The organism is Kitasatospora sp. NPDC032121 (assembly GCF_055580145.1).
Genome location: NZ_JBVILX010000015.1, coordinates 125,439 through 148,809 on the forward strand (window position 1 = coordinate 125,439; position 23,371 = coordinate 148,809).

At 73.0% G+C, this 23,371-nt stretch carries 17 protein-coding genes and 1 pseudogene; 12 read left to right on the forward strand and 6 right to left on the reverse strand.

Annotation, left to right across the window (positions count from 1 at the left end; genetic code table 11):
* Nucleotides 1-207: 207 nt before the first annotated feature.
* From ACZ5OX_RS29655 to ACZ5OX_RS29685, 7 genes are all read left to right on the forward strand, one after another.
* Nucleotides 208-1,638 (forward strand): TIR-like protein FxsC, encoded by a 1,431-nt coding sequence (locus tag ACZ5OX_RS29655; RefSeq protein WP_465634287.1) that lies wholly within the window; start codon nt 208-210, stop codon nt 1,636-1,638.
* Entirely contained in the window at nt 1,628-5,641 is a 4,014-nt protein-coding gene (gene fxsT / locus ACZ5OX_RS29660) for an FxSxx-COOH system tetratricopeptide repeat protein (protein WP_465634288.1), read from the forward strand. Before ACZ5OX_RS29655 ends, fxsT (ACZ5OX_RS29660) begins: the two co-directional genes overlap by 11 nt.
* A gap of 109 nt (nt 5,642-5,750) precedes the next feature.
* Nucleotides 5,751-6,974: an FxsB family cyclophane-forming radical SAM/SPASM peptide maturase gene (locus tag ACZ5OX_RS29665; protein WP_465634289.1), complete on the forward strand. Its 1,224-nt coding sequence runs from the start codon at nt 5,751-5,753 to the stop codon at nt 6,972-6,974.
* A 155-nt stretch (nt 6,975-7,129) separates the two neighbouring features.
* A complete protein-coding gene (locus ACZ5OX_RS29670) occupies nt 7,130-8,293 on the forward strand; it encodes an aKG-HExxH-type peptide beta-hydroxylase (RefSeq protein WP_465634290.1) in 1,164 nt (387 codons plus the stop codon).
* 363 nt (nt 8,294-8,656) lie between these two features.
* Complete coding sequence (locus tag ACZ5OX_RS29675; RefSeq protein ID WP_359913873.1) at nt 8,657-8,842, forward strand: hypothetical protein; 186 nt, start codon at nt 8,657-8,659, stop codon at nt 8,840-8,842.
* A 58-nt stretch (nt 8,843-8,900) separates the two neighbouring features.
* On the forward strand, nt 8,901-11,321 hold the full coding sequence (locus ACZ5OX_RS29680) for an FxsB family cyclophane-forming radical SAM/SPASM peptide maturase (protein ID WP_465634292.1): 2,421 nt from the start codon (nt 8,901-8,903) through the stop codon (nt 11,319-11,321).
* Between the two features lie 160 nt (nt 11,322-11,481).
* Nucleotides 11,482-12,195 carry an AAC(3) family N-acetyltransferase gene (locus ACZ5OX_RS29685; RefSeq protein WP_465634294.1) on the forward strand — a complete coding sequence of 238 codons (714 nt, stop codon included), beginning with the start codon at nt 11,482-11,484 and terminating at the stop codon, nt 12,193-12,195.
* Between the two features lie 171 nt (nt 12,196-12,366).
* Here ACZ5OX_RS29685 and ACZ5OX_RS29690 read toward each other — a convergent pair.
* From ACZ5OX_RS29690 to ACZ5OX_RS29705, 4 genes and pseudogenes are all read right to left on the reverse strand, one after another.
* Nucleotides 12,367-12,555: pseudogene (locus ACZ5OX_RS29690) on the reverse strand (hypothetical protein); the annotation flags it as partial.
* Between the two features lie 119 nt (nt 12,556-12,674).
* On the reverse strand, nt 12,675-12,875 hold the full coding sequence (locus tag ACZ5OX_RS29695; protein WP_465634295.1) for a DUF397 domain-containing protein: 201 nt from the start codon (nt 12,873-12,875) through the stop codon (nt 12,675-12,677).
* Nucleotides 12,876-13,188: 313 nt separating this feature from the next.
* Nucleotides 13,189-13,386 (reverse strand): DUF397 domain-containing protein, encoded by a 198-nt coding sequence (locus tag ACZ5OX_RS29700; protein ID WP_465634297.1) that lies wholly within the window; start codon nt 13,384-13,386, stop codon nt 13,189-13,191.
* A 2-nt stretch (nt 13,387-13,388) separates the two neighbouring features.
* Nucleotides 13,389-14,285, reverse strand: a complete 897-nt coding sequence (locus tag ACZ5OX_RS29705; protein ID WP_465634298.1) for a helix-turn-helix domain-containing protein — start codon at nt 14,283-14,285, stop codon at nt 13,389-13,391.
* Between the two features lie 138 nt (nt 14,286-14,423).
* On the opposite strand from ACZ5OX_RS29705, the gene ACZ5OX_RS29710 reads away from it, so the two are divergent.
* Nucleotides 14,424-14,792, forward strand: coding sequence for an ATP-binding protein (locus ACZ5OX_RS29710; protein ID WP_465634300.1), 369 nt, complete (start codon nt 14,424-14,426; stop codon nt 14,790-14,792).
* Nucleotides 14,789-15,034 carry a hypothetical protein gene (locus tag ACZ5OX_RS29715; RefSeq protein ID WP_392882391.1) on the forward strand — a complete coding sequence of 82 codons (246 nt, stop codon included), beginning with the start codon at nt 14,789-14,791 and terminating at the stop codon, nt 15,032-15,034. The genes ACZ5OX_RS29710 and ACZ5OX_RS29715 overlap by 4 nt, the downstream gene beginning before the upstream one ends.
* A 48-nt stretch (nt 15,035-15,082) precedes the next feature.
* Here the strand turns inward: ACZ5OX_RS29715 and ACZ5OX_RS29720 are convergent, their stop codons facing one another.
* Nucleotides 15,083-15,655, reverse strand: a complete 573-nt coding sequence (locus ACZ5OX_RS29720) for a TetR/AcrR family transcriptional regulator (protein WP_465634301.1) — start codon at nt 15,653-15,655, stop codon at nt 15,083-15,085.
* Between the two features lie 78 nt (nt 15,656-15,733).
* Between ACZ5OX_RS29720 and ACZ5OX_RS29725 the strand changes: the two genes are divergently transcribed.
* A complete protein-coding gene (locus tag ACZ5OX_RS29725) occupies nt 15,734-17,287 on the forward strand; it encodes an MBL fold metallo-hydrolase (RefSeq protein WP_465634302.1) in 1,554 nt (517 codons plus the stop codon).
* Between the two features lie 156 nt (nt 17,288-17,443).
* Here ACZ5OX_RS29725 and ACZ5OX_RS29730 read toward each other — a convergent pair whose 3' ends face one another.
* Nucleotides 17,444-17,638, reverse strand: coding sequence for a DUF397 domain-containing protein (locus tag ACZ5OX_RS29730; protein WP_392882380.1), 195 nt, complete (start codon nt 17,636-17,638; stop codon nt 17,444-17,446).
* A 201-nt stretch (nt 17,639-17,839) separates the two neighbouring features.
* On the opposite strand from ACZ5OX_RS29730, the gene ACZ5OX_RS29735 reads away from it, so the two are divergent.
* A complete protein-coding gene (locus ACZ5OX_RS29735; RefSeq protein ID WP_465634303.1) occupies nt 17,840-19,324 on the forward strand; it encodes a TIR-like protein FxsC in 1,485 nt (494 codons plus the stop codon).
* Nucleotides 19,321-23,331 carry an FxSxx-COOH system tetratricopeptide repeat protein gene (gene fxsT, locus ACZ5OX_RS29740; RefSeq protein ID WP_465634304.1) on the forward strand — a complete coding sequence of 1,337 codons (4,011 nt, stop codon included), beginning with the start codon at nt 19,321-19,323 and terminating at the stop codon, nt 23,329-23,331. Before ACZ5OX_RS29735 ends, fxsT (ACZ5OX_RS29740) begins: the two co-directional genes overlap by 4 nt.
* Nucleotides 23,332-23,371 lie beyond the last annotated feature (40 nt).

The window sequence follows — 23,371 nt, forward strand, 5'->3', positions numbered from 1 at the left end:
GCCGATCCCGCCGGTGCGCCCCGCGATCCCGTCCGCGCGCCCCCGGGCGCCGGAGCGCCGCGGGCCGTCCGTGTGCGCCTGACCACCGGCTAAACCACCCGCGGTACCGAATCCTCCAACTCGCCAGCGGCGCCGGGGGAGTTCGCGACATGCTGGGGTATGAAACCAGCGCCGTCGCGGACCGTCGGGGCACGGGGGGAACAGGTGATGGGGCAGGAACAGCAAAGGCCGTACTTCTTCTTCAGCTACGCGCGTCGGGACTTCGAGGCCGAGGACGCCTTCGTCAACCAGTTCTTCAACGACCTGCGGGACGAACTCGGCCGACTGCTCGGGGTGGCCGTCCGGGCCGAGGAGCTCGCCTTCCGCGACACCGAGCAGCTGCGCCTCGGCGACGACTGGGCCGAGCGGCTGGCGACGATGCTGGGCCGCAGCCGGACCATGATCGCGCTCTACTCCCCGGCCTACTTCGCCAGCCTCTACTGCGGCAAGGAGTGGACCGCCTTCCGCGGCCGGGTGCGGCGCCACCACGAGGACACCGGGGAGCTCGTCCCGGCGCTGATCCCGGTGCTCTGGGAGCCCGTCGGCTCGGGCGAACTGGCCGCCGAGGTGACCAAGGTCCAGTGGGTCCAGCCGGACATGGGCGAGGCCTACGCCCGGCACGGCCTGCGGGCCCTGCTGCGCACCGCGCAGAGCGGGGCGTACGAGCAGGTCGTCCGGGTGGTCGCGGAGCGGGTGCGGGACGCGGCCGCGCGGCGGCTCGGCGAACTGCCCGAGTTCGACCTGGGTGCGGTGCGCGGCTACTTCCCGCCCCCGGCGGCGCCGGAGCCGGCGCCCAGCCCCGGGATGGTGCGGCTGTTCATCGCCGCCGGGAGCGCCCCTGAGGCCGTCGCGCAGGGCGGCTCGTACACGGGTGGCTGGTACGGGGCCAAGCCCTGGCACTGGGCGCCCTACTACCCGCCCGCCCGGCCGTCCCTGGCGGCCCGCGCCCAGCAGGTGATCACCGCGGCCGGGCACACCACCACGCTGGAGGAGGTCGGCCCGGGCCTCGGCAGGAAGCTCGACCAGGCCCGGGAGGACAGCCAGGTCAGCGTGCTGCTGGTCGACCCGTGGGTGGCCGGCAGCGGCCGCTACCGGGCCGCGCTGAGCGAGTACGACGACCAGAACCACCCGGTCACCGGCGTGGTGGTGCCGATCGGCAGCAACGACCCGGACGGGGAGCGCGAAGCGCCGTGGACCGGCGTGCGCGGCGTGTTCCGCCGCAACTGGTTGCGCCGGAGCGACCTGGAGCACTTGTTCCGGGTGCGCGTGAACCAGGAGAGCTTCGACAACGACCTCACCATCATGGTGACGGTCGCCCAGAACAAGCTCATGGACGACAACCTCGATTGGGGAGACGATGGCGGGGACGCCTTCGGCCTCGGCCCGGAAGGCGACGCCTTCGGCTTCGGCGACGGCCCGGACATGCCCGGGCTGACCATCCCGGCCGGTCCGTCCGGGCGGTCCGGCCCGTCGGGTCCGCGCCAGGGCCGACCGCCCGCGCAGCACCACCCCGACCCCGCTCCACCGGAACTGCCCGGCCAGCGCCGGGGCCAGGACGATGCCGTCCCGCTGAGGGGAGACCAGGACGATGACCACTGAGCCCGGCGCAGAGCTGGAGCGCGGCGGACCGGGATCGGTCGTCACGTTCTACTCCTTCAAGGGCGGCACCGGCCGCACCATGGCGCTCGCCAACGTCGGCTGGATCCTCGCCAGCCGCGGCCTGCGCGTCCTGGTCGTCGACTGGGACCTGGAGGCGCCCGGCCTCCACCGCTACTACCACCCGCTGCTGGTCGACCCGGAACTCCACTCCACCGAAGGCCTGATCGACCTGCTGCGCTCCTACGTCAAGCAGGCGCTGCCCTCCGCCAGCGGGCCGGTCGGGCAGTCCCCGGCCGACTGGCTGGACGAGCCAGGCCGCCTGGAGGGCTACGTCTGCGGCCTCGCCCTCGACCTGCCGCCCGGCGGCCGGCTCGACTTCCTGCCCGCCGGCCGGCAGAACGCCGCCTACGCCGCCGCCGTCACCACCTTCAACTGGCGCAGCTTCTACCACGGCCGGGACATCCGCGGCGGCGAGTTCCTGCGCGAGCTGCGCGAACGCTGGGCCCGCGACTACGACTACGTGCTCATCGACAGCCGCACCGGCGTCAGCGACACCTCCGGCATCTGCACCGTCCTGATGCCCGACACCGTGGTGGACTGCTTCACCTTCAGCGCCCAGAACATCCGCGGCGGCGTCGACGCCGCCCGCGCCATCGCCGAGGCCGAGGAGCGGGCGATCCGGGTCCTGCCGGTGCCGATGCGGGTCGAGGACGCCGAGCAGGAGCGCCTGGAGGCCGGCCGGGACTTCGCCCGCGAGGCCTTCGCCCCCTACCTCGGCCGCTGGCTGGCCGGCGACCGCCGGGCCGGCTACTGGGCCGACGTCGAGGTGCCGTACAAGCCCTTCTACGCGTACGAGGAGGTGCCCGCCACCGTCGCCGACCGGCCGCAGGAGGCCCGTAGCCTGCTCAACGCCTTCGAACGGCTGGCCGGTTGGATCACCGACGGCCGGGTCCGCACCCTGCGCCCGCTCACCGCCGAGACCCGCCGCCGGCTCTACGGCGCCTACCTGCGCTCCGCCCGCGCGGTGCCGCGCCAGGTGTTCGTCAGCTACGCGCCCGAGGACCGGATGTGGGCCGAGTGGGCCGCCGGGACGCTCACCCGCTTCGGCTACCAGGCCTCCCTGCACAGCGCCGCCGAACCGTACACGGGCCCCCGGCCGCCCGAGGTCGCCGGGCCGGTCGACGGCCAGGGCCGGCTGCTCGCGCTGCTCTCGCCCGAGTACACCGCGCTGCCCCGGGCCGCCGAGGTCTGGCAGCTCCTCCAGGGGCGCGAACTGACCTCCGGATCACCGGCGTTGGTCTCCTTCCGACTCCAGGACTCGGACGAGCCGGTGCCCCGCCCGTTCGCCGGGCAGCCGGTGCCCGACCTGGTCCGCTCCTCCGCGGTCGGCGCCGAGTCCCAGCTCTACGCCGAACTCGGCCCGCCGCCCGGCAGCAACCGGCAACTCGACACCGACAGCGGTGAGTTCGCCGCCCCCGCGCGGTTTCCCGGCACCGCCCCGCAGGTCCAGGACGCGCCCTCGCGCAACGCCGCCTTCATCGGCCGCGGCAAGCTCCTGGAACTGCTCCGCAACCGCTTCACCGGCGGCCCCGCCGCCGTGCTCAGCCAGGTGCTCTACGGCTTCGGCGGCGCCGGCAAGTCCCAGATCGCCGCCGAGTACGCGCACCGCTTCAAGGCCGCCTACGACGTGATCTGGTGGGTGCCCGCCGAGGAGCCCGCCAACATCCCGCAGAAGCTCGCCGAACTCGCGCCCCGGCTCGGCGTGCCCACCAGTGACGACGTCGCCCACACCGCCGCCGCCGTGCTTGACGCGCTGCGCCGCGGTCAGCCGTACCGCCGCTGGCTGCTCGTCTTCGACAACGCCGGCACCCCCGAGGAACTCGCCCCCTGGCAGCCGGCCGGCTCCTCCGGCGGGCACGTGCTGATCACCTCCCGCAACCAGGGCTGGGCCCGGCACGCCGGCCTGGTGGAGGTCGACGTCTTCCTCCGCGAGGAGAGCGTGCGACTGCTGCGCCGCTTCAACGGCGGCCTCTCCGCGGAGGACGCCGACCAGGTCGCGCACCGCCTCGGCGACCTGCCGCTCGCCGTCGGCCAGGCCGCCGTCTGGCTCCAGGAGACGTCGATGCCGATCGCCACCTACCTCGAACTGCTCGACGAAGAGCTCACCGAGATGCTGGAACGCACCCGGCTGCGGGCCGCCGACTACCCGCACTCGGCCGCCGCGACCTGGCGCATCTCGGTCGAGGAACTGCGCCGGATGAACGCCCCGGCCGCCCAGATCCTGGAGATCTGCGCCTTCTTCGGCCCGGACGCCATCCCGATGCGGCTGCTCTACAGCCGGGCCGTCACCCGCGCCCTGCGGCTGCCCCCGCGCGCGCCCCGCGACAAGCTCGCGATCGGCGAGTTCCTGCGCGCCATCAACCGGTTCGGGCTCGCCCGCACCGACCAGGGCAGCGAGACCATCACCGTGCACCGGCTGGTCCAGGCGGTGCTGCGGGACCAGGTCGAGGAGGAGCGGCGGGCCGAACTGAGCGGCGTCGTCCACGCCGCCCTCGCCACCGCCAACCCCGGCGACCCGGACGTGCCCGCGAACTGGGCCGAGTACGCCGAACTCCTGCCCCACCTCTGGCCGTCCGGGGCGCTCGACAGCGCCGACGAGGACGTCCGGCAGTGGATCATCGACTCGGTGCGCTACCAGTGGAAGCGCAGCCTGCACGAGTCCGGCCGGGAACTCGCCGAGCGGACCCTGGAGCACTGGCGCCAGGACGGCTACGGCGGGCCCGGCTTCGACGTCGACAACGACGCCCAGACGCTCATGCTGCGCACCCAGCTGAGCAACATCCGCCGCTCCCAGGGCGCCCTCCAGGAGGCGTACGAGACGGACCGGGACATCCTGGAGCGCTTCACCGCGACCCTGGGCCCGGAGCACTCGCACACCCTCGCCGTCGCCAACAGCCTCGGCGCCGACCTGCGCTTCCTCGGCCGCTACGACGAGGCCAGGGCGCTCGACCGCCGCACCCTGGACGCCGCCCGGCGCACCCTCGGCCCGGACCACCCGCGCACCCTGATGATCACCAACAACCTCGCCGTCTCCGACTACCTGGCCGGCGACCGCCGGGCCGCCCTGGAACGGCACCGCAGCAACTACCTCCAGCAGCGCGACGCGCTCGGCGCGCACAGCCTCTACGCGCTCTCCTCGGCCTCCAACTACGCCCGCGACCTGCGCGAGACCGGGCGGCTGCGGGAGGCCCTGGACCTGCTGGAGGAGACCGTCCGGATCTACCAGCAGACCATCGGGGACAGCCACACCGACACCCTGCGTGCCCGCAAGAACCTGGCCGTGGCGCTGCGCCGGGCCGGCCGGTACCACGAGGCCCTGGAGATCGACGAGGACATCTACCAGCGCTACCTGGACATCAACGGCCCCGAGCACCCCGACACCCTGGCGGCCGCCACCAACCTGGCCAGCGACCTCAACGCGCTCGGCGACACCGGGCGGGCGATCCCGCTGGCCGAGCGCGCGCTGGCGCGGTACCGCGACTACCTGGGCGAGAACCACCCGGTGACGCTGGCCGGCGCCAACAACCTCTCGGTGTACCTGCGGCTGGCGGGGCGCACGGCGGAGGCGCGCGAGCTGTCCGGCCGTACGCTGGCGCAGTTCCGCACCGTCCTCGGCGCGCACCACCTCTACATCCCGATCGCGATGATGAACCACGCCAACGACCTGGCGCTGGCCGGGGAACTCCGGGCCGCGCTCGAACTGGAGCTGGAGGCCGAGCCGTTGATGACCGACGCCCTCGGCCAGGACCACTACGACTCCATCGGCATCAACTCCAACCTCGCGCTGTCGCTGGCCGCCCTGGGGTACGCCGAGCGGGCCGCGGAGCTGCGGGCGGAGTGCATCCGGCGGGCGCGGTCGACCTTGGGGGAGGAGCACCCGACGACGATCGCGGTGCGGGCCGGGACGCGGCTGGACTCGGACGTGGAGCCGCCGCACGTGTGACGGGTGATCAGGCGGCGTGGTGGTCGGGCGGCGTGGCGGCCGGCGGCCGGCGGTCGGCGGCGTGGCAGCCGGGCGGTCGGCGTGGCGGCCAGGCCGTAGGCTCACGGGCATGGTGCCGTTCCGGCAGTTCCTGCTGAAGATCCACAGTCGGTGCAACCTGGCCTGCGACTACTGCTACGTGTACGAGGGCGCGGACCAGAGCTGGCGCGGGCGGCCGCGGCGGATGGAGCTCGCGACCGTCCGTCGCACCGCCCGGCGGATCGACGAGCACGCGGCCGAGCACGGGCTGGACGATGTGTCCGTGGTGCTGCACGGCGGCGAGCCGCTGCTCGTCGGCGCGGCCCATCTGGACGCACTGCTCGGCGAGTTGGCGGCCGTCCGGCCCCGGGTGCGGTTCACCGTGCAGACCAACGGGCTGCGGCTGCTGGACGAACCGGCGCTGCTCGACGTGCTGCACCGCCACCGGGTCGCGGTCGGGGTCTCGCTGGACGGCACCCGGGCCGGCCACGACCGGCACCGGCGGCTGCCCTCCGGCGCGGGCAGCTGGGCGCGCACCGCCGAGGCGGTGCGGCTGCTCGGCTCGGAGCGGCACCGGGGGCTGTTCGCCGGGCTGCTGTGCGTCGTCGACCTGGCGTCGGACCCGGTGGCCACCTACGAGGCGCTGCTGGAGTTCGCGCCGCCCAGGGTCGACCTGCTGCTGCCGCACGCCACCTGGCGCGAACCCCCGCCGGGCGTCCCGCCCCGGCCGGTGCCGGACGCGCCGCCGACGGGCGGGGGGCCCGCGCCGTACGGGGAGTGGCTGATCGCCGCCTTCGACCGCTGGTACGGCGCGCCGCGCCGGGAGACCGGGGTCCGGCTGTTCGAGGAGCTGGCGGTGCTGCTGCTCGGCGGGCGGGCGGCCAGTGAGGCGGTCGGGCTGGCGCCCGTCGACCTGGTGGTGGTCGAGACGGACGGGGCGATCGAGCAGGCGGACAGCCTCAAAGCGGCCTACGACGGCGCCCCCGGGACCGGCCTGGACGTGTGGCGGCACGGCTTCGGGGAGGCGGGCGCGCACCCGGCCTTCCGGGCCCGCCAGCGCGGCCTCGCGGGCCTCGGGGCGGTCTGCGCCGGGTGCCCGCTGGCCAGGGTCTGCGGCGGGGGCCTGTACGCGCACCGGTACGCGGGGGACGGCTTCGGGCACCCGTCGGTGTACTGCGCGGACCTGGACCGGCTGATCCGGCACATCGCGGGGCGACTGCGGGCGGGGGTGGCGGGACTGGCGGGTTCGGCGGAGGCGGCGGGTGCGACGGGGGTGGCGGGGGCGGCATCGGAGGCGCGGGTGGGGCCGAGGTGACGGCGGGGGCGGGGCGTCGGTTCACCCGTCCGGGTCATGCCCGGCCGCCGTCCGGCTGATCCGCACCCGCACGGGGAGACCGCGGGCGGATCCGGCGGGTTGGGCGAGGGGTCGGCCGACCTGGCCGGCAGCCGCACACACGAGGAGGAGGACCGGTGACGGATACGGGCGAGGTGGTGGCGGCCGGGGTGCCGGGCGCACGCGGGGCGGACGGACTGCCCCGGCACGGGGTGGACCGGGCGACGTTCCGGGCGATCGCGGGCGCGCGCGGCGGACCGGAGGCCGTCCGGCTGCTGCGCGCGGGGCAGTTGAGCAAGCGGGCGCTGCTGCTGCTGGCGCTGCGCCGGTCGGCACCGGAGCACGACGGCTACCGGGAGGCGTACGCCCGGGTGCGGGCGCTGCAGCGGGACGACCGGGACGGCTGGGAAGAGGTGCTGCTGCGGCCGGAGTTGGACGCCTGGGCGGCCGACTGTCTGCGCGGCGCGGCGGCGGGGGAGTCCGTTGCGCTCGGCGGGCTGGGCGAGTTCCTCCGGTCGGGCCCGGGGCCGGCCCTCGTGCTGGAGTGTGACGGGCTGCGCTGGACGCCGTCGGTCGACCACGCCGGTCCGCGCCGGGTGGACTACGGGCGCCCGCCGGCCGGGCCGCTCACGGACGCCGAACTCGCTCGCTGGGAGCGGCGGTTGGCCGAGGCCTGGGAGATCCTCGTGCGCCGCCACCGCCGCCATGCGCGGGCCCTCGCGGCCTGCGTGACCACCGTCGTGCCGCTGCGGCCGGCCCCCGGTGGGGAGGTCGTCAGCGCCGCCGCCCGGCGGGCGTACGGTGCGGTGGCGGCCTCGCTGCCGGACGATCCGGTGCTGCTCGCGCTCGCCCTGGTGCACGAGTTCCTGCACGTCCAACTCGGCGCGCTGATGGACCTGGTGCCGCTGCACCGCCCCAACGGTCCGGCGGTCTACCACGCTCCCTGGCGGCCCGACCCGCGTCCGGCCGGGGCGTTGCTCCAGGGGGCGTACGCGCACCTGGGTGTGGCGGACTTCTGGCGGGTGGAGGCGGCGGCCGGGGTGGCGGCGGGCGCGGGCGCGGCGCTGGGCTCGGACGCGGGCGCGGGCTCGGGTGCGGCGCTCGGCTCGGGCGCCGGTGATGCGGCGCGCGCGGCCCGTGCGCACGGGGAGTTCGCGCGCTGGCGGACGCACACCCTGGCGGCCGGGCGGACGCTCCTGAGCTGCGGCGAACTCACGCCGGACGGGCTGGAGTTCGCCAGGGAGTTGGTGCGGGTCGTGGGGGAGCTCGGCGAGCCGGGGGGAGTGAATCCGGGGGAATGAATCCGGTGAGACGCAGGCTTGACCGGATGGCGCGCTTGTGGGGGTTCTCTGCCGGGCACTCCCGGGGTGTGCCCAGGCGGCGGTCCACCTGTTCGTCCTGGCGGCGGGCCACAATTTCGCCCTGGCGGCGGTCCGTGTTTTCGCCCCGGCGACACGCTTCGGCGTGCGCCACGGCAAAGCGCGCGGCGGCTGAACAGGTGAATTCTGGTGGTACGGCGCGGGCTGTGGTGCGGCGTCGGCCGCCTGGGGAGCCCAAGGTGACTCCGAACGTGCCGCGCGGAGTCTTCGAGGGCACTACATTGGTCGCAACCGGGTGGGCTTACCCACCCTCGGCAGGTCCTAACCGCGCCTAAGGAAACGAACATGACCCCGGTAACCAGCATCAGGCCGGCCGGCAAGCTCACTGACCCTCAGGAGACGCCGGAACGCCCCTCGCTCGCCGATCTCGCCGCGCTCGGCGCGGAAGAACTCGCCTCCCGGCTCCAGCGCGCGCTCCCCGGCGCGGAATCCGGCCTCGTGCCGGTCGCTGCCTTCAACTCCTCGATCTGACCCGGCCCGGAACGCCGGGCGGAACCCAGACCGAGCCGAACCGAACAGTCCCAGCTCCATGACGACGTCGACTCCGCTGCCGCTGACGCAGTTCGTGGTCAAGATGCACAGCAGGTGCGATCTGGCCTGCGACCACTGCTACGTCTACGAGCACGCGGACAGCAGCTGGCGTTCCCGGCCGAAGGTCATCGCGGACGGGATCCTGGCCAAGGCCGCCGAGCGCATCGGCGAGCACGCGGCCGCCCACCGGCTGCCCGCCGTCCGGGTCGTCCTGCACGGGGGAGAACCCCTGCTCGCCGGCCCGGACCGCTTGCGCCGCGCCGCCGAGGCGCTCCGGGCGGCGCTCCCGTCCGGCTGCGCCCTCGACCTGCGCATCCACACCAACGGCGTGCTGCTGAGCCGGGACTTCTGCGCGCTGTTCGCGGAGCAGGAGATCAAGGTCGGCATCTCGCTGGACGGCGACAAGGCCGCCAACGACCGCCACCGCCGGTTCGCCGACGGACGCAGCAGCCACCCGCAGGTGCTGCGGGCCGTCGCCCTGCTGAACGAGCCCGAGTACCGGCACCTCTTCGTCGGGCTGCTGTGCACGATGGACGTCGAGAACGACCCGGCGGCCGTGTACCGGGCGCTGGCCGAACTCCGGCCGCCCGCCGTGGACTTCCTGCTCCCGCACGCCACCTGGGACGAACCGCCCAAGCGCCCCGCCGCGCTCGGCGCCACCCCGTACGCCGACTGGCTGCTGACCGTCCACAGGCTGTGGGAAACGGACGGGCGGCCGTTCGCCGTACGGACCTTCGAGTCCGTGCACCGGACCCTGCGGGGGTTCTCCAGCCTCACCGAGTCGCTCGGCCTGGAGCCCTCCGACCTGGCGGTCCTGGAGACGGACGGGACCTTCGAGCAGGCCGACAGCCTGAAGACGGCGTACGACGGCGCGCCCGTCACCGGGTTGAACGTCTTCGCGCACAGCCTCGACGACCTCGCCCGCCACCCCGGCATCGCCGCCCGCCAGTCCGGCCTGGCCGGCCTGAGCGAGGCCTGCCGCGCCTGCTCCGTGGTGCGCTCCTGCGGTGGCGGGCTGTACGCCCACCGCTATCGGAGCGACGATGGAGGAGGCAGCTTCGACCATCCCTCCGTCTACTGCGGTGATCTCATGACGTTCATCAACGGCATCGCGGGGAGCGGGAGTTCCGCCGGAACTCCGGAGGCCGGTGTTCCGGTGCAGGCGGCCGGGTCGTCGCGGCCCGGTGCCGAGCGACTGCTGCCCGGCGCGCTCACCCCGCCCCAACTCGACGAGCTCGCCGCCGGATACGGGAGCGCGGACACCATCGCCGCGCTCGGCCGCTCCCAACTCGCCTTCACCCGGGCGATGCTGGCCGCCGCCTGGGACGCCTCCGGACAGGGGCGGGCCGAGGCGTGGGCCCTGCTGACCGAGCTCGACGCGGCGGCCCCCGCCGCCGTGGACGCCGTGCTCGCCCACCCGTACGCCCGCGCCTGGGCCGCCCGCCGGCTCGCCGGGGACCTCCCGGTCGGGCTCGGCCCGCTGGCCGCGCTCGCCGCGGCCGCCGCGGTGCGGGCCGGGCGGGGCGACACGGTCGCCGTGCCCGTCCGGGGCGGCCGGCTGCACCTGCCGACGCTCGGCGGCCTCGCCGTACCCGACGGCGAGGCCGTGGTCACCGGACGGGCGGACGGCTTCCAGGTGCGGGCGTCCGACGGATCCGTGCACACCGTGCTGGACGAGCCGCGGTGGCGGATCCGGCTGGCCGACGGCTGGACGGTCGTCCTGGAGGACACCGACCCGCTGCGGGACAGCCACGACCACCCCGTCGCCGACCGCCTCTCCGAGAGCGAACTGCTCGACTGGACGGGCGCGTTGCGCGAGGCCTGGGAGCTGCTCGGGCGGGACCTGCCCGGGTACGCGGAGGGCATCCGGGCCGGCCTGACGACGATCACCCCGTTGCGGCCCGGCCCGACCGGCCGGGACGTCAGCTCGGCGGCCCGGCAGGCGTACGGCGCCGTCGGCATCGCCCGGCCCGCCACCGCGCCGACCCTCGCCCTGCTGCTCGCCCACGAGTTCCAGCACGTCAAGCTCGGCGCGGTGCTGGACCTGACCGACCTGTACGACCGCGGCGACACCGCGTTGTACTTCGCCCCCTGGCGGCCCGACCCCCGGCCGCTCGAAGGGCTGCTCCAGGGCACGTACGCCCACCTGGCCGTCACCGAGTACTGGGGCACCCGCACCCTCGCGTACGACGGACTGCCGGGCTCGGCCGCCGACCGGGCGCGGGAACAGTTCGCGCTCTGGCGGCGGTACACCGCCGACGCCGTGGAGCGGCTGGCGTCGTCCGGATCCCTGACCGGGACCGGCCTGCGCTTCGCCGACGGCATGCGTGCCACCGTGGCACCCTGGCTCGCCCTGCCGCTGCCCGCAGCCGCCGAGCAGGCGGCCGACCGGGTCCGGCGGGAACGGGCCGGGGTCTGACACCTCCCACCCGCGCCGCCCCGGGACCTCCCTCGCCCGGGGCCCTCAACCCCGGGGAAACGCCATCCTCACCGAACCCCGCGCCGGCGGCGTCGCCGTCGCCACCTCCGTCCACCCCCTCGTCCGCGACCTCCTCGAGCTCGGGGTCCGTCCGGGCACGGTGCTGCACGTCCAGGCGTCCCTGCGCGCCCTCGGACCGGTACCGGGCGGGGCGGCCGGTGTGGTCGAGGCCCTGCTCGAAGTCCTGGGCCCCGACGGCACCCTGGTCGCCTACACCGCCACGCCCGAGAACTCCGCCACCTCCCGCATCCACCAGTCCGCCACCGCCGGTCTCTCCCCGGCGGAGGTGGCCGACTACCAGGACCGGATGCCCCGCTTCGATCCGGCCACCACCCCGGCCTCGCCCTCCATGGGGGCGCTGTCGGAAGCGATCCGCTCGTGGCCGGGCGCGCTGCGCAGCCGCCACCCGCAGACCTCCTGGGCGGCCGTCGGCCGGCTCGCCCGGGAGATCACCGCCCACCATCCGCTGACCTCCCACCTCGGCCCGGAGTCGCCGCTCGGGCGGCTCTACGACCTGGACGCCCGGGTGCTGATGCTCGGCGTCCCGATGGACCGCTTCACCGCGTTCCACCTCGCCGACCTCCGCATGCCCGACGTGCCGGTGCGCGAGTACCGCTGCGTCGGGGAGGACGGCTGGACGGCCTTCCGGGCCGCCGACCTGGACGACCTCCACTTCGGCGGCCTCGGCGCCGAGGTCCTGCGCACCGCCCGCGGCATCACCACCGCGCGCATCGGTGCCGCCGACTGCCGCCTCGTGCCGGTCCGGGAGGCCGTCGACCTCGCCGAGGCCGTCCTGCGGCGCGGCCGCCCCTGAAACCCGCTCCTTGTTCCCGCCGCCCGACAAGTGATCCCGCCGTTTCCCACCCCCCGCCCCCACACCCACCCCGCCGACCCGCCCCCGTCGGCGCTTCGGCTCCCCCGAAGCGCCGACGGGGCCCCAGCCCCATCGCGTGCGTGAGAAGTCGGCCCGGCCGATTTTGCTGATCTTGCTTTGGGAGATGCCGCAACGCACCGAAAGCCGGTCTCCTGTGAGACCGGCTTCCAGTCGGAGCCTTCTGAGCGTCTCGGCCAGATCCGGGTTGTCAGCCATGGTGACCCATCCGGGGCGAGTCCCTCCCGACCCATCAGCGACGCTAGGGCTGCCGATGGCGCCTGTCCACGCGGCACCGGGCATATTGCTGATCCGGAATAAGGATCTTGCTCCAGCGGCGTCCAGCTGTTGGCCGGCGCCGAGGAACCGTGGCCCTCGGCGGCCTCTTGCGGGGAGCAAGAGGCCGCCGGGAAGGATCCGCTTCAGGGGTTGGCGGTGAAGTGGTCGAACTCGCCGGCCTTGGCGCCGTGGAGCCAGGCGGCGAGCTTGGGACGGGTGGTGGTGACGATGTGGGTGGGGTCGTCTGACTCGCGGAGGTAGACCAGCTCACCGTCGGAGGCGATCTCAAGGCAGTTGGTGTTGGTGCCGCTGAAGCTCGACTTCTGCCAGTTGAGCTGTTCCATGTCTACCTTCCCGGCGCTGCGTAACGAATGTGTCGGAGCAAGCCCAGTACGTCGTTCGCCGAACGCACGCTGCTACTGCGACGGTTCGTGCCCCAGGATGCCTGGGGCGCGGACAGAGAGGGGGCTCTCTGCGTGGGAAGTCGACCAGGCCGACTTCCCACGCGAGGCTTTTGGGAGTTGTTGCTTGAGTGTGGGAGGTGGCCGATGTCGCCAGTTGGGGACGAGCGACTGGTACTGGGTGTTGGGGCTGGCGGGGCGAGTGGGCTGACAGGGTCCGTGCCCCCGGCCCGCCGCCGGGGCACGGGGCGAGGAGTCAGGCCTCGATGAGGTGGTCGAACTCGCCGGCCTTGGCGCCGTGGATCCAGGCGTGGAGCTTGGTGCGGGTGGTGGTGACGACGGTGGTGGGGTCGTCGGACTCGCGGATGTGGACCAGCTCGCCGGCGGAAGCGATTTCGACACAGTTGGCCTGGTCGCTGCTGAAGCTGGACTTCTGCCAGTTGAGCTGGTGCATGGCTATCTTCCCTGGATCTTGTAGCGGATGTGTTGGATCAAACCCAGCGAGTCCCGATGGGCGGGCGATGACGCGGACGTGGCCGAGGATAGGGGCGGCAGAGCCAAGGCCCTGAGTCGGTCGAACTTCCGGTCAAATGTTGTCACGACCTCGGGGTCGCCAATGAAGTTCGATCCATGCGGATGCTCGAGTAGCACCGTGCCGAGCCGCGCGTGCGTGCCACGGATGAGCAGGAACGGTGAGTCGTTCGAAGCGAATACGGTGCAGTCGAACGGGAGGATCTGGATCGTCACGTTGGGCAACCTGCTCATCTCGATCAGATGGTTCAGTTGCTCCCACATGACCGTTGCTCCTCCGTACATCATGTGCAGGGCCGCTTCGTGGATCACGGCACGGTACGGAGGTGCGTTCTTGCCCGTCAGTACCTTGTGACGTTCGTGGCGGAACTCGACCTTCTTCTCGGTGTACCCCAGGATGACCTCGCTGTAGGCCTTGGTCTGTAGAAGGCCCGGGATCAGTAGGGATTCATAGTTGTCCAGGCCGGTGGCACGTGATTCGGCCTCGGCCAGGTCGAGTGTGCTCCGCGAGACCTGGGTCTTGAACTCGGTCCACCAGCCCTTGCCCGAGCTCTCGCTCATGGCGGCGAGGCCGGCCCGGTAGTCGGAGTCCGTAATCTCGCACAGGTCGAGCCAGGTGTTGAGCCGCGGAAGGTTTAGGCCCATCCTTCCGGACTCGATGTGGCTGACGGCAGGACCCTTTACGCCGATCGCCTGCCCGATCTCGAGCGCTGAGCGTCCAGCGGCGTCGCGTGCCCTGCGAAGCTCTTCGCCCAACCGGCGCTGACGTTCGCTGATCCCACTCCCGAATGCCATGGGCATACCTTCCACGCGGATCGTCATCTACGGAAAGTGTAGGTCTATGTGCGGAGCGTGTTGCTAACTTTGCCGAGAAGCCCCTAAAGTTTCACTGCACTGCTCGCCGGATGGGGCGTCAGGTCTCTCCGTGCGTAGCTCATTTGAGCTGATGGGAGATTCCCCATGTGTGACCCCAACCTCAACTCCCCCTCCCTCACCGTGTCCCGCGAGGTGTTGCGCGACGCGATGTTGCGCGCCGGGTACCCCGACTCCTCCATCGGGGACGCCGAACTCGCCCTCATGGAACTGGTGGTGAACGCGTGGCGGCACGGGATGACGCGCTCGCCCGTCGTCACGGTCGTCTACTCCGGCGACATCCTCCGTGTCTCCGTCGCGGACCGCAGCAGCGAGTTGCCGAAGTGTCAGAAGTTCGACCCGCAGGCCGAGTCGGGCCGCGGACTGCAGCTGGTGGAGGGGCTCACCAACCGCTGGGGCGCCGAATCGCAGGCGCTCGGGAAGCGGGTCTGGTTCGAGCTGGACTGCGTCGCGTGAGCGCCCTCCACCCCCTCGACCCGCGTGATCCCTCTCTCCATCGCCTCACCCGTCGGGATCTCACCGACCTGATCGTGGAGCTCCGCACCGAGGGTCGTGAGTTGGGTCTGCTCTGGCCCTCGGCCAAGCCCGGCGAGACCGTCTTGAACGGCCAGGTCCTCGTCTCGCTCGGTAGTGTTCCGGCCAGCACCCTGGTCAACCTTCTCTCGCTCGTCCGCGAGTTCAGGCGCCGCCAGGGGTAGGCGCAAAATGCGGGCCCCGTGCACTTGGCGGGGCCCGCGCCCGTGTGGTCAGGCCCTGAAGCCGGCCGCGAGGAGGCCGAGGCGGGCGAGCAGGGCATCGGCGAGCGAGTGAGACGCGTCGGCGGCGAGCCAGCGGCCCAGGGTCGTGATGTAGGTGTCGAACAGCAGGTCGGCGACGGCGGTCGGGTCCAACTCGGCGCGGATCTCGCCCTGTTCGCGCCCCCGGGAGGCGGCCGCGACGAATGCCCGGGGGGTCGTGGCGCCGAGGCCGAAGGCGGCGTGGAGCACTCCGCTGTCGTGGAGCTCCTTCGCCAGCGCGTACTCCCGCTCGTTGAGCTCAGCGAGGGCGCGCAGTGCGCCCGCGAGCGCCTCGGTGGCGGAGGCATGAGCCTCGTCCAGGCGTTCCAGTGCCTCGTGCCGCTGCTGGACCCAGGCGGTGACGAAGTCCTCCTTGCGGCGGAAGTGGTTGAAGGCCGTCTGGCGTCCCACGTCCGCGCGTTCGGCGATGTGGTCGTAGGTGGTGGCCGCGTACCCCTGGGTGGCGAACAGCTCCAGCGCTGCCGCCAGCAGTCGCTCCCGGGTGGCGGTGCGGCGCTGGTCGCGTCGGTTGGGTGAGGACACGGGAAAAGTGTACTTGAATCTATTGGTGGACTGGAGTACATGTTGAGACTCCAGTTCACCTAACGAGGAGGCCCAGTCATGGCCGTCCCGTACACCCTCGGCCTGCACGAGATCGCCCCGGACACCTACGCCTACCTACAGCCGAACGGCTCCTGGGGCCTGAGCAACGCCGGGCTGATCGTCTCCGGCGACGAGGCCCTGCTCGTCGACACCCTGTTCACCGTCCCGCAGACCCGGGACCTGCTCGGCGCCGTCGCCCGGGCGCTGCCCGGGGTCGAGATCGGCACCCTGGTCAACAGCCACAGCGACGGCGACCACTGGTGGGGCAACCAGCTGCTCCCGCACGCCACGGTCATCGCCTCCGAGGCCGCCGCGGCCGACATGGGCCGCGACCACCTCCACGAACTGCTCGCCGCCCCCGGCGACCTGCCGCTCCCGCGCGTCGCCCAGGACATGCGGAAGGCCTTCGACTTCACCGGCATCGCCCCGACCCTGCCGAACCGGACCTTCAGCGGCGAGCTGGAGGTCGCCGTCGGGCGGCGCACCGTCCGGCTGATCGAGGTCGGCCCCGCCCACACCCGGGGCGACGTCCTGGTCCACGTACCCGACGCCGGTGTGCTGTTCGCCGGGGACATCCTGTTCGTCGGCGGCCACCCGGTGATCCACAGCGGCCCGGTGGAGCGTTGGATCGCCGCCTGCGACCTGATCCTCGGCCTGGACGTCGAGACGATCGTGCCCGGGCACGGCCCGGTCGTCGGCAAGCCCGAGGTCCGCACTTTCCGCAGCTACCTGGAGCGGGTCCGCGACCACGCGGGGCGTGCCCACGCGGCGGGCGTCCCGGTGCTCCGGGCCGCGCGGGAGATGGACCTGGACGGCTTCGCGGACTGGGACGACCGGGAGCGGCTGCTGCTGAACATCGGCGCCGTGTACCGGGAGCTGAACGGTGACGGGACCCCCGGGGAGGTGGAACTGCTGGTCGGGCTCGACGAGTTCGGCCCGGCCCCCCGTCCGGCCCCCCGTCCGGCCCCCTGCCTGGCCCCCCAGGCGGCCCCCCGGCTGGCCCCGCGGCCCGGGGCCGAGGTCGCCGCCGAGGTCACCGCGCTGGCCGCGGGCCTGCCGGGCATCGTCCGGCAGCTGTTCCCGGCCGAGGGCTCCGGGCCGCTGGAGGGCTTCCCGGTGCCCAACGTGCTGGCCACCATCGGGCACCACCCCGACCTGCTGACCAGCCTGGCGCCGCTGCTCGCCCAGCTCAACCAGGGCACGATCCCGCCCCGCGAGCGCGAACTCGCCGTCCTGCGCACCGCGCACCGCACCGGTTCGACGTACGAGTGGCAGCACCATGTCCGGCTGGCCGGCCTCGCCGGGCTGACCGGGCCCGAGATCGACCGCGTCCAGGACGGCGCGGAGCACCCCGATTGGTCCGAGGCCGACCGCACCCTGCTGCGGGCCGTCGACGAGCTGCACGACGGGCACGCGCTCTCCTCGGCCACGTGGCAGGCGCTGTCCGACCGCCACCCGGTGCCGTGGTTGCTGGAACTGCTGGCCCTGGTCGGCACCTACGGGATGGTGGCCGGGATCCTCAACTCCTGCCGGGTCCCCGTCGACGGCTGGCTCTCCGGGGCCGGAGCGTAGGGCACTGAAGCCGGGGCCGCGCAGCAGCAGGAGGTCGTCGCTGTCGACCGTGGTGGCGTCGGCCGCGTCGCGGTGCCCCGGGCTCGGACGACGGAACGCCCGACCAGCGGGAGCCGGTCGGGCGGGGTCGGGCCGGTCGGGCGAGGTCGGGTGCCGTCAGGCGACGAAGTGGTCGAATTCGCCGGCCTTGGCGCCGCGGACCCAGGCGTTGAACTTGATGCGGGTGGTGGTGACGACGAGGGTGGGGTCGTCGGACTGCCGGATGTAGACGTGGTCGCCCTCGGAGGCGATCTCGATCCACTCGTCCTTGCCGATGCTGGTGCTGGCCCTCTGCCAGTCGAGGTGTTCCACGAGTTCCCTCCTGGTGGTGGTGCGCGACGGCCGGAACGAGGGTACTGCTCCCAGTGCACGGGTGGCGGCATCGTTTCGGTCATGTCAATTCGTGCGAGACGTTGTGCTATTCCATTGGGGTGTCAGTCGTTCCTACACTGAAGCCCCGCCGCACGGGGGCTGCGGGAGGCAGGTTTGCCGACGGGCCCGGGGGAGGCGCGTGTGACTGACCGGGGCTGGGACGAGGACGACGCCCGGCCGTACTTCTTCCTCTCCTACGCGCACACCCCCAAGGCCGGTGCGCGGGGCGCGAGCGATCCGAACCACTGGGTCAGGCAGTTGTACCGGGATCTCTGCGAGGCTGTGCTCCAGCTGACCACCGTCCCGGACGGGGTCGCGGTCGGCTTCATGGACGAGTCCATGCACCAGGGCGAGTTGTGGGCCGAACGGCTGTCCGACGAGTTGGCGACGTGCCGGGTGTTCGTGCCCCTCTACTCCCCGAGGTACTTCAACAGCGTTCCGTGCGGCCAGGAATGGCACGCCTTCACCCGCCGGCCGGTCTACCCGGCGAACCTCGACTCCGAGCGCACCAGCGGCATCGTGCCGGTGCTGTGGGCCCCGATGAGCCGCTACCGGCTGCCGGACGTGGCCAGTGAACTCCAGTTCAACCACGCGAGTTTCGGCCCCGAGTACGCCACCGAGGGCCTCTACGCGCTCATGAAGCTCAGCTACTTCCGCTCCGCCTACGAGCTGGCCGTGCACCGGCTGGCGGCCCGGATCGTCCAGGTCGCGGAGGAGACGGTGATCCCGGTCGGTCGGCGGCTGGAGTTCAACGGCCTCCCGAGCGCCTTCAACGTCACCGCCCCGACCAAGCAGCTGCGGATCTCCGTCCTCGCCTACCACCAGAACGAGTTGCCCGCCGACCGCAGCCCCGACTACTACGGCGAGCGGCGCACCGACTGGCACCCGTACCGGCCGGTCGGCTCGCCGATCGCCCAGCACGCGGCCAGGCTGGCACGGCAGTTGGGGTTCCAGCCGACCGTGCACGAGTTCGACGAAGAGGTCGAGTCGATCATCGAGGGCAACGCCGAGGCGCCCGGCCTGCTGCTGCTCGACCGCTGGGCGCTGCGCGACCCGCGCCGGCGCGAGCTGGTCCGGCGCTTCGACCGCTCGGACGCCACCTGGGTGAGCATCCTGGAGCCGTTCAACGGCGACGACCCGGAGTGCGCCGAACGCTCGGACGAACTGAACGACCTGAGCGACGAGACGCTGCGCATCACCCGGCGGGCGAGCCGGCCGAGCTTCCTCGGCGCGACCGGCCCGACCGGGCTGCACACCCTGGAGGACTTCGACGACGCCCTGCCCCGGGCGGCGATGAAGGCCAAGTACGCGTTCGAGGGCCGCACCCGGGCCGAACCGGAGGAGCCGCCGCCGCCCCGGCCGAGCCTGCGGGAAGCGTTCCGGCGCCCGGGGGGCGGGTACGGACCGGACGGATCCCCGGAGGACCCCTTCGAGGACGACCGGGGCGACGACGGTGGCACCGACGGCAACGACCGCACCAACGGCAACGACCGCGGCAACGGCCGCACCACCCGTCGAAGTCGGACCAACGGCAACGACCCGTACCGCGAGCACGACCCGTACCGCGACGACGGCGATGAACCCGATGACGGGATGGCGCCCTTGGGAGGACGAGGACCGCGATGAGCGACGACAACCGCACCAGGAACCTCCGCCTCGGCGGGCTCACCGCCGCCGACCTGGCCGCCCAGCGGGAGGCCGAGCGGCAGGCGGCGGAACGGGACCGCAACGGCCGGATCATCACCTTCTACTCGTACAAGGGCGGCACCGGCCGCACCATGGCGCTCGCCAACACCGCCTGGATCCTGGCCGCCAACGGCTTCCGCGTCCTCACCGTGGACTGGGACCTGGAGGCGCCCGGCCTCGCCAAGTTCTTCCACCCGTTCCTCGACCAGGCCTCGCTGGCCGGCACCACGGGCATGATGGACCTGATCGCCGAGTACCGCGAGGAGGCGTTGCGCCCGGTCGAGCACGCCGAGGGCTGGCACCTGGACTTCGCCCGGGTGCACCCGCACGCGCTCTCGCTCACCTGGCCGCACTTCCCGGCCGGCGGCAGCCTGGACTTCCTCTCCGCGGGCCAGTTCAACCGCGACTACTCCGAGGCCGTCACCCACCTCGACTGGGACATCTTCTACGACCGTTTCGACGGCGGGCAGTTCTTCGACGCCCTCAAGGCCGACATGGCCAAGCGCTACGACTACGTGCTGATCGACTCCCGCACCGGCCTGTCCGACATCGCCGAGATCTGCACCGTCCAGATGCCCGACGACCTGGTGGTCTGCTTCACCCTCAGCGACCAGTCCATCGACGGCGCCTCCCGGATCGCCCAGCACATCCACGACCGCTACCGCGAGCGCGGCATCCGCATCCTGCCCGTCCCGATGCGCATCGACGAGGGCGAGAAGGAGAAGGCGGACGCCGGCCGCGCCCTCGCCCGGGTCCGCTTCGACGGGCTGCCGGCCGGCCTGGACGGCGAGGAACTCGCCCAGTACTGGGGCTCGGTGGAGATCCCGTACCGGCCGTTCTACGCCTACGAGGAGATCCTCGCCACCTTCGGCGACCAGACCGGCACGCCCACCTCGATGCTGGCCGCCTGCGAGCGGCTCACCTCCATGATCACCGAGGGCCGGGCGGCCGGCCTGCCGCCGATGGACGAGGAGGTGCGGCTGCGCTACGTGGACGCGTTCACCCGCCGCCGCCCGTCCGTGCCCGCCGACCTCTACCTCTCCTACGTCCCCGAGGACCGGATGTGGGCGGACTGGATCGAGTCCGTCCTGACCAGGGCCGGCTTCCGGGTGCTGCCGCGCGACCTCAGCGCCGGCACCGACCCGCGCGAGGAGACCGAGCGCGGCATCGACTCCGCGTACCGGACGGTCGCGGTGCTCTCGCCCGCCTACCAGCGCTCCCCGCAGGCGCGGGCGCTGTGGGAGTCGGTGGTCAGCTCCGACCCCTCCGGCACCCGCCGCCAGCTGCTGCCGGTCCGTGTCGGCGACGTCCGGCTCACCGCGCCGTTCAGCAACCGCAACCCGGTCGACCTGGTCGGCCGCGACGAGACGCAGTCGATCCAGAGCCTGCTGCGCGCGCTCGGCCGCGGCGAAACCCCGCTCGGCGACGCGCCCAGCGGCGGGCCGCGCTTCCCCGGCAGCAAGCCCTCGGTGTGGGACGTCCCGCCGCGCAACCCGTCCTTCACCGGCCGCGCCGCCGTGCTGGAGCAGCTGCGCAACCAGCTGCGCGGCGGCATGGCGGCCGTGCTGCCCACCCCGCAGACGCTGTACGGGCTCGGCGGCGTCGGCAAGACCCAGGTGGCGCTGGAGTACGCCCACCGCTTCATGTCCGACTACGACCTGGTCTGGTGGATCGACGCCGAGCAGACCGAGCTGGTCGCCCCGGCGCTCGCCGAACTCGCCCGCCGGCTGGGGCTGCGGGTCGGCGACTCGGTGACCGAGGCCGCCGAGGCGGCCAGGGAGGCGCTGCGGCGCGGCGTGCCCACCTCGCGCTGGCTGCTGATCTTCGACAACGCCGACGAGCCCGCGGAGATCCGCCGGTTCTTCCCCGGCGGCTCCGGCCACATCCTGGTCACCTCCCGCAACCAGGCCTGGACCGGGCACGCCGAGGCGCTGGAGGTCGACGTCTTCACCCGCGGCGAGAGCGTCGAGCACCTGTGCCGGCGCGCCCGCAGCCTCTCCCGCCCGGACGCCGACCGGGTCGCCGAGGCGGTCGGCGACCTGCCGCTGGCCGTCGAGGTGGCCGCCGCCTGGCTGGACACCACCGGCACCCCGGTGGACACCTACGTCTCCCAGCTGCACGCCGAGGCCGCCCGCGCCCTGGCCGTCGGCCGCCCGGCCGACTACCCGACCCCGGTCGCCGCGACCTGGAACGTGTCGATCGGACGGCTGCGCCAGCAGTCCCCGGCGGCCGTCCGGCTGCTCCAGCTCTGCGCGTTCTTCGCGCCCGAGCCGATCTCGATGAACCTCTTCTACAGCGACCAGATGATCCGGGCGCTGGTGAAGTTCGACGCCGACCTCAGCGACAAGTTCATGCTGGGCAAGGTGATCCAGGCGATCGGCCGGTACGCGCTGGCCAAGGTCGACGCCGGCAGCAACAGCTTCCAGGTGCACCGGCTCGTCCAGGCGGTGATCCGGGCCGGGATGACCGCCGACGAGCAGGAGATCGCCGTCCACGAGGTGCACCGCATCCTCACCGGCGCCCGGCCCGTCCTCGGCGACACCGACGACCCGGCCAACTGGCCCGCCTTCGACGAGATCTGGCCGCACCTGTCGCCGTCCAAGGCGCACAACTGCGACGAGGCGGACACCCGCCAGCTGCTCATCGACCGGGTCCGCTACCTGTGGAAGCGCGGCGAACTCGACCGTGCCCGCGACCTCGGCCACGCCCTGGACGTGGAGTGGACCGGCAAGCTCGGCGAGGACGACCGGCAGACCCTGCTGCTGCGCTTCCAGCTCGCCAACGTGCTGCGCTCCCAGGGCAACTACGGCGAGGCGCTGGCCCTGGACGAGGACACCCTGGAGCGCCAGCGGGCCCTGCTCGGCGAGCACCACCCGTACACCCTGATGACGGCCGGCTCGCTCGGCGCCGACCGCAGGGCGCTCGGCCGGTTCCAGGCCGCCCTCGACCTCGACCGCGAGATCCTCGACCAATTCCGCGAGTTGTTCGGCGACGACAACCCGCGCACGCTCTCCATGGCGAACAACCTGGCGATCGACTACCGGCTGGTCGGCGACAGCGAGGCGGCCCGCGAACTCGACCAGGAGACCCTCGACCGGCGCACCGCCGTCCTCGGCCCCAAGCACCCCTACACCCTGTCCACCAAGTCCAACCTGGCCCGCGACCTGCGCGAACTCGGCGACTACCGCGGCTCGGTGGACCTGCTCCAGGAGGTCACCTCCGACCTCGGCGACGTGCTCGACCCGGACCTGCCGGAGAACCTGCGCAACGCCAAGTCGCTGGCCGTCTCGCTGCGCCGGATCGGCCAGCTCGCCGAGGCCCGCCGGATCACCAAGGAGACCTACGAGCGCTACCTGGAGCGCTACGGCGCCGACGCCCCCGACGCGCTCGCCTGCGCGCTCAACCTGGCCGCCGACCACAGCGCCTCCGGTGACAAGGAGGCCGCCCGCGACCTCTGCTCCACCGTCTTCGAGGGCCACCGGCGACTGTTCGGCGACGAGCACCCGTTCACCCTGGCCTGCGCCAACAACCTCGGCATCTACCTGCGGGGCAGCGGCGACGTCCAGGGCGCCATCGAGCGCGGCCGGCTCACCGTCGAGGGGCTGAGCCGCTCGGTCGGGCCGGAGCACCCGTACACCCTCAACGCGATGATCAACCTGGCCAACGCCTACGGCGACGACGGGCAGCTGGATCGCGCCGAGCGGCTCGGCCGGGCCGCCTACCAGGGGCTGTGCGACCGCTACAGCGCACAGCACCCGGACGCGGTGGCCTGCGAGGCCAACCTGGCGATCACCCTGCGGGCGGCCGGCCGGCACACCCAGGCGGCCGAGCTGCGGGCGCGGGCGATCTCCGAGCTGATCCGGCAGGTCGGCGAGGAGCACCCCAACACGGTCTCCGCGCGCGGCTGGAAGCGGATCAACCGGGACCTGGAGCCGCAGCCGGTCTGATCGGGAGGACCAGGAGAGGGGCGGGGTACGCTGCGAGACC

Excerpts from the sequence above, each read along its gene's own strand:
- ACZ5OX_RS29655 (WP_465634287.1), top strand. The coding sequence starts at position 208 with ATGGGGCAGGAACAGCAAAGGCCGTACTTCTTCTTCAGCTACGCGCGT.
- fxsT (WP_465634288.1), top strand. The coding sequence starts at position 1,628 with ATGACCACTGAGCCCGGCGCAGAGCTGGAGCGCGGCGGACCGGGATCG.
- ACZ5OX_RS29665 (WP_465634289.1), top strand. The coding sequence starts at position 5,751 with ATGGTGCCGTTCCGGCAGTTCCTGCTGAAGATCCACAGTCGGTGCAAC.
- ACZ5OX_RS29675 (WP_359913873.1), top strand. The coding sequence starts at position 8,657 with ATGACCCCGGTAACCAGCATCAGGCCGGCCGGCAAGCTCACTGACCCT.
- ACZ5OX_RS29680 (WP_465634292.1), top strand. The coding sequence starts at position 8,901 with ATGACGACGTCGACTCCGCTGCCGCTGACGCAGTTCGTGGTCAAGATG.
- ACZ5OX_RS29695 (WP_465634295.1), bottom strand. The coding sequence starts at position 12,875 with ATGGAACAGCTCAACTGGCAGAAGTCGAGCTTCAGCGGCACCAACACC.
- ACZ5OX_RS29700 (WP_465634297.1), bottom strand. The coding sequence starts at position 13,386 with ATGCACCAGCTCAACTGGCAGAAGTCCAGCTTCAGCAGCGACCAGGCC.
- ACZ5OX_RS29705 (WP_465634298.1), bottom strand. The coding sequence starts at position 14,285 with ATGACGATCCGCGTGGAAGGTATGCCCATGGCATTCGGGAGTGGGATC.
- ACZ5OX_RS29710 (WP_465634300.1), top strand. The coding sequence starts at position 14,424 with ATGTGTGACCCCAACCTCAACTCCCCCTCCCTCACCGTGTCCCGCGAG.
- ACZ5OX_RS29725 (WP_465634302.1), top strand. The coding sequence starts at position 15,734 with ATGGCCGTCCCGTACACCCTCGGCCTGCACGAGATCGCCCCGGACACC.
- fxsT (WP_465634304.1), top strand. The coding sequence starts at position 19,321 with ATGAGCGACGACAACCGCACCAGGAACCTCCGCCTCGGCGGGCTCACC.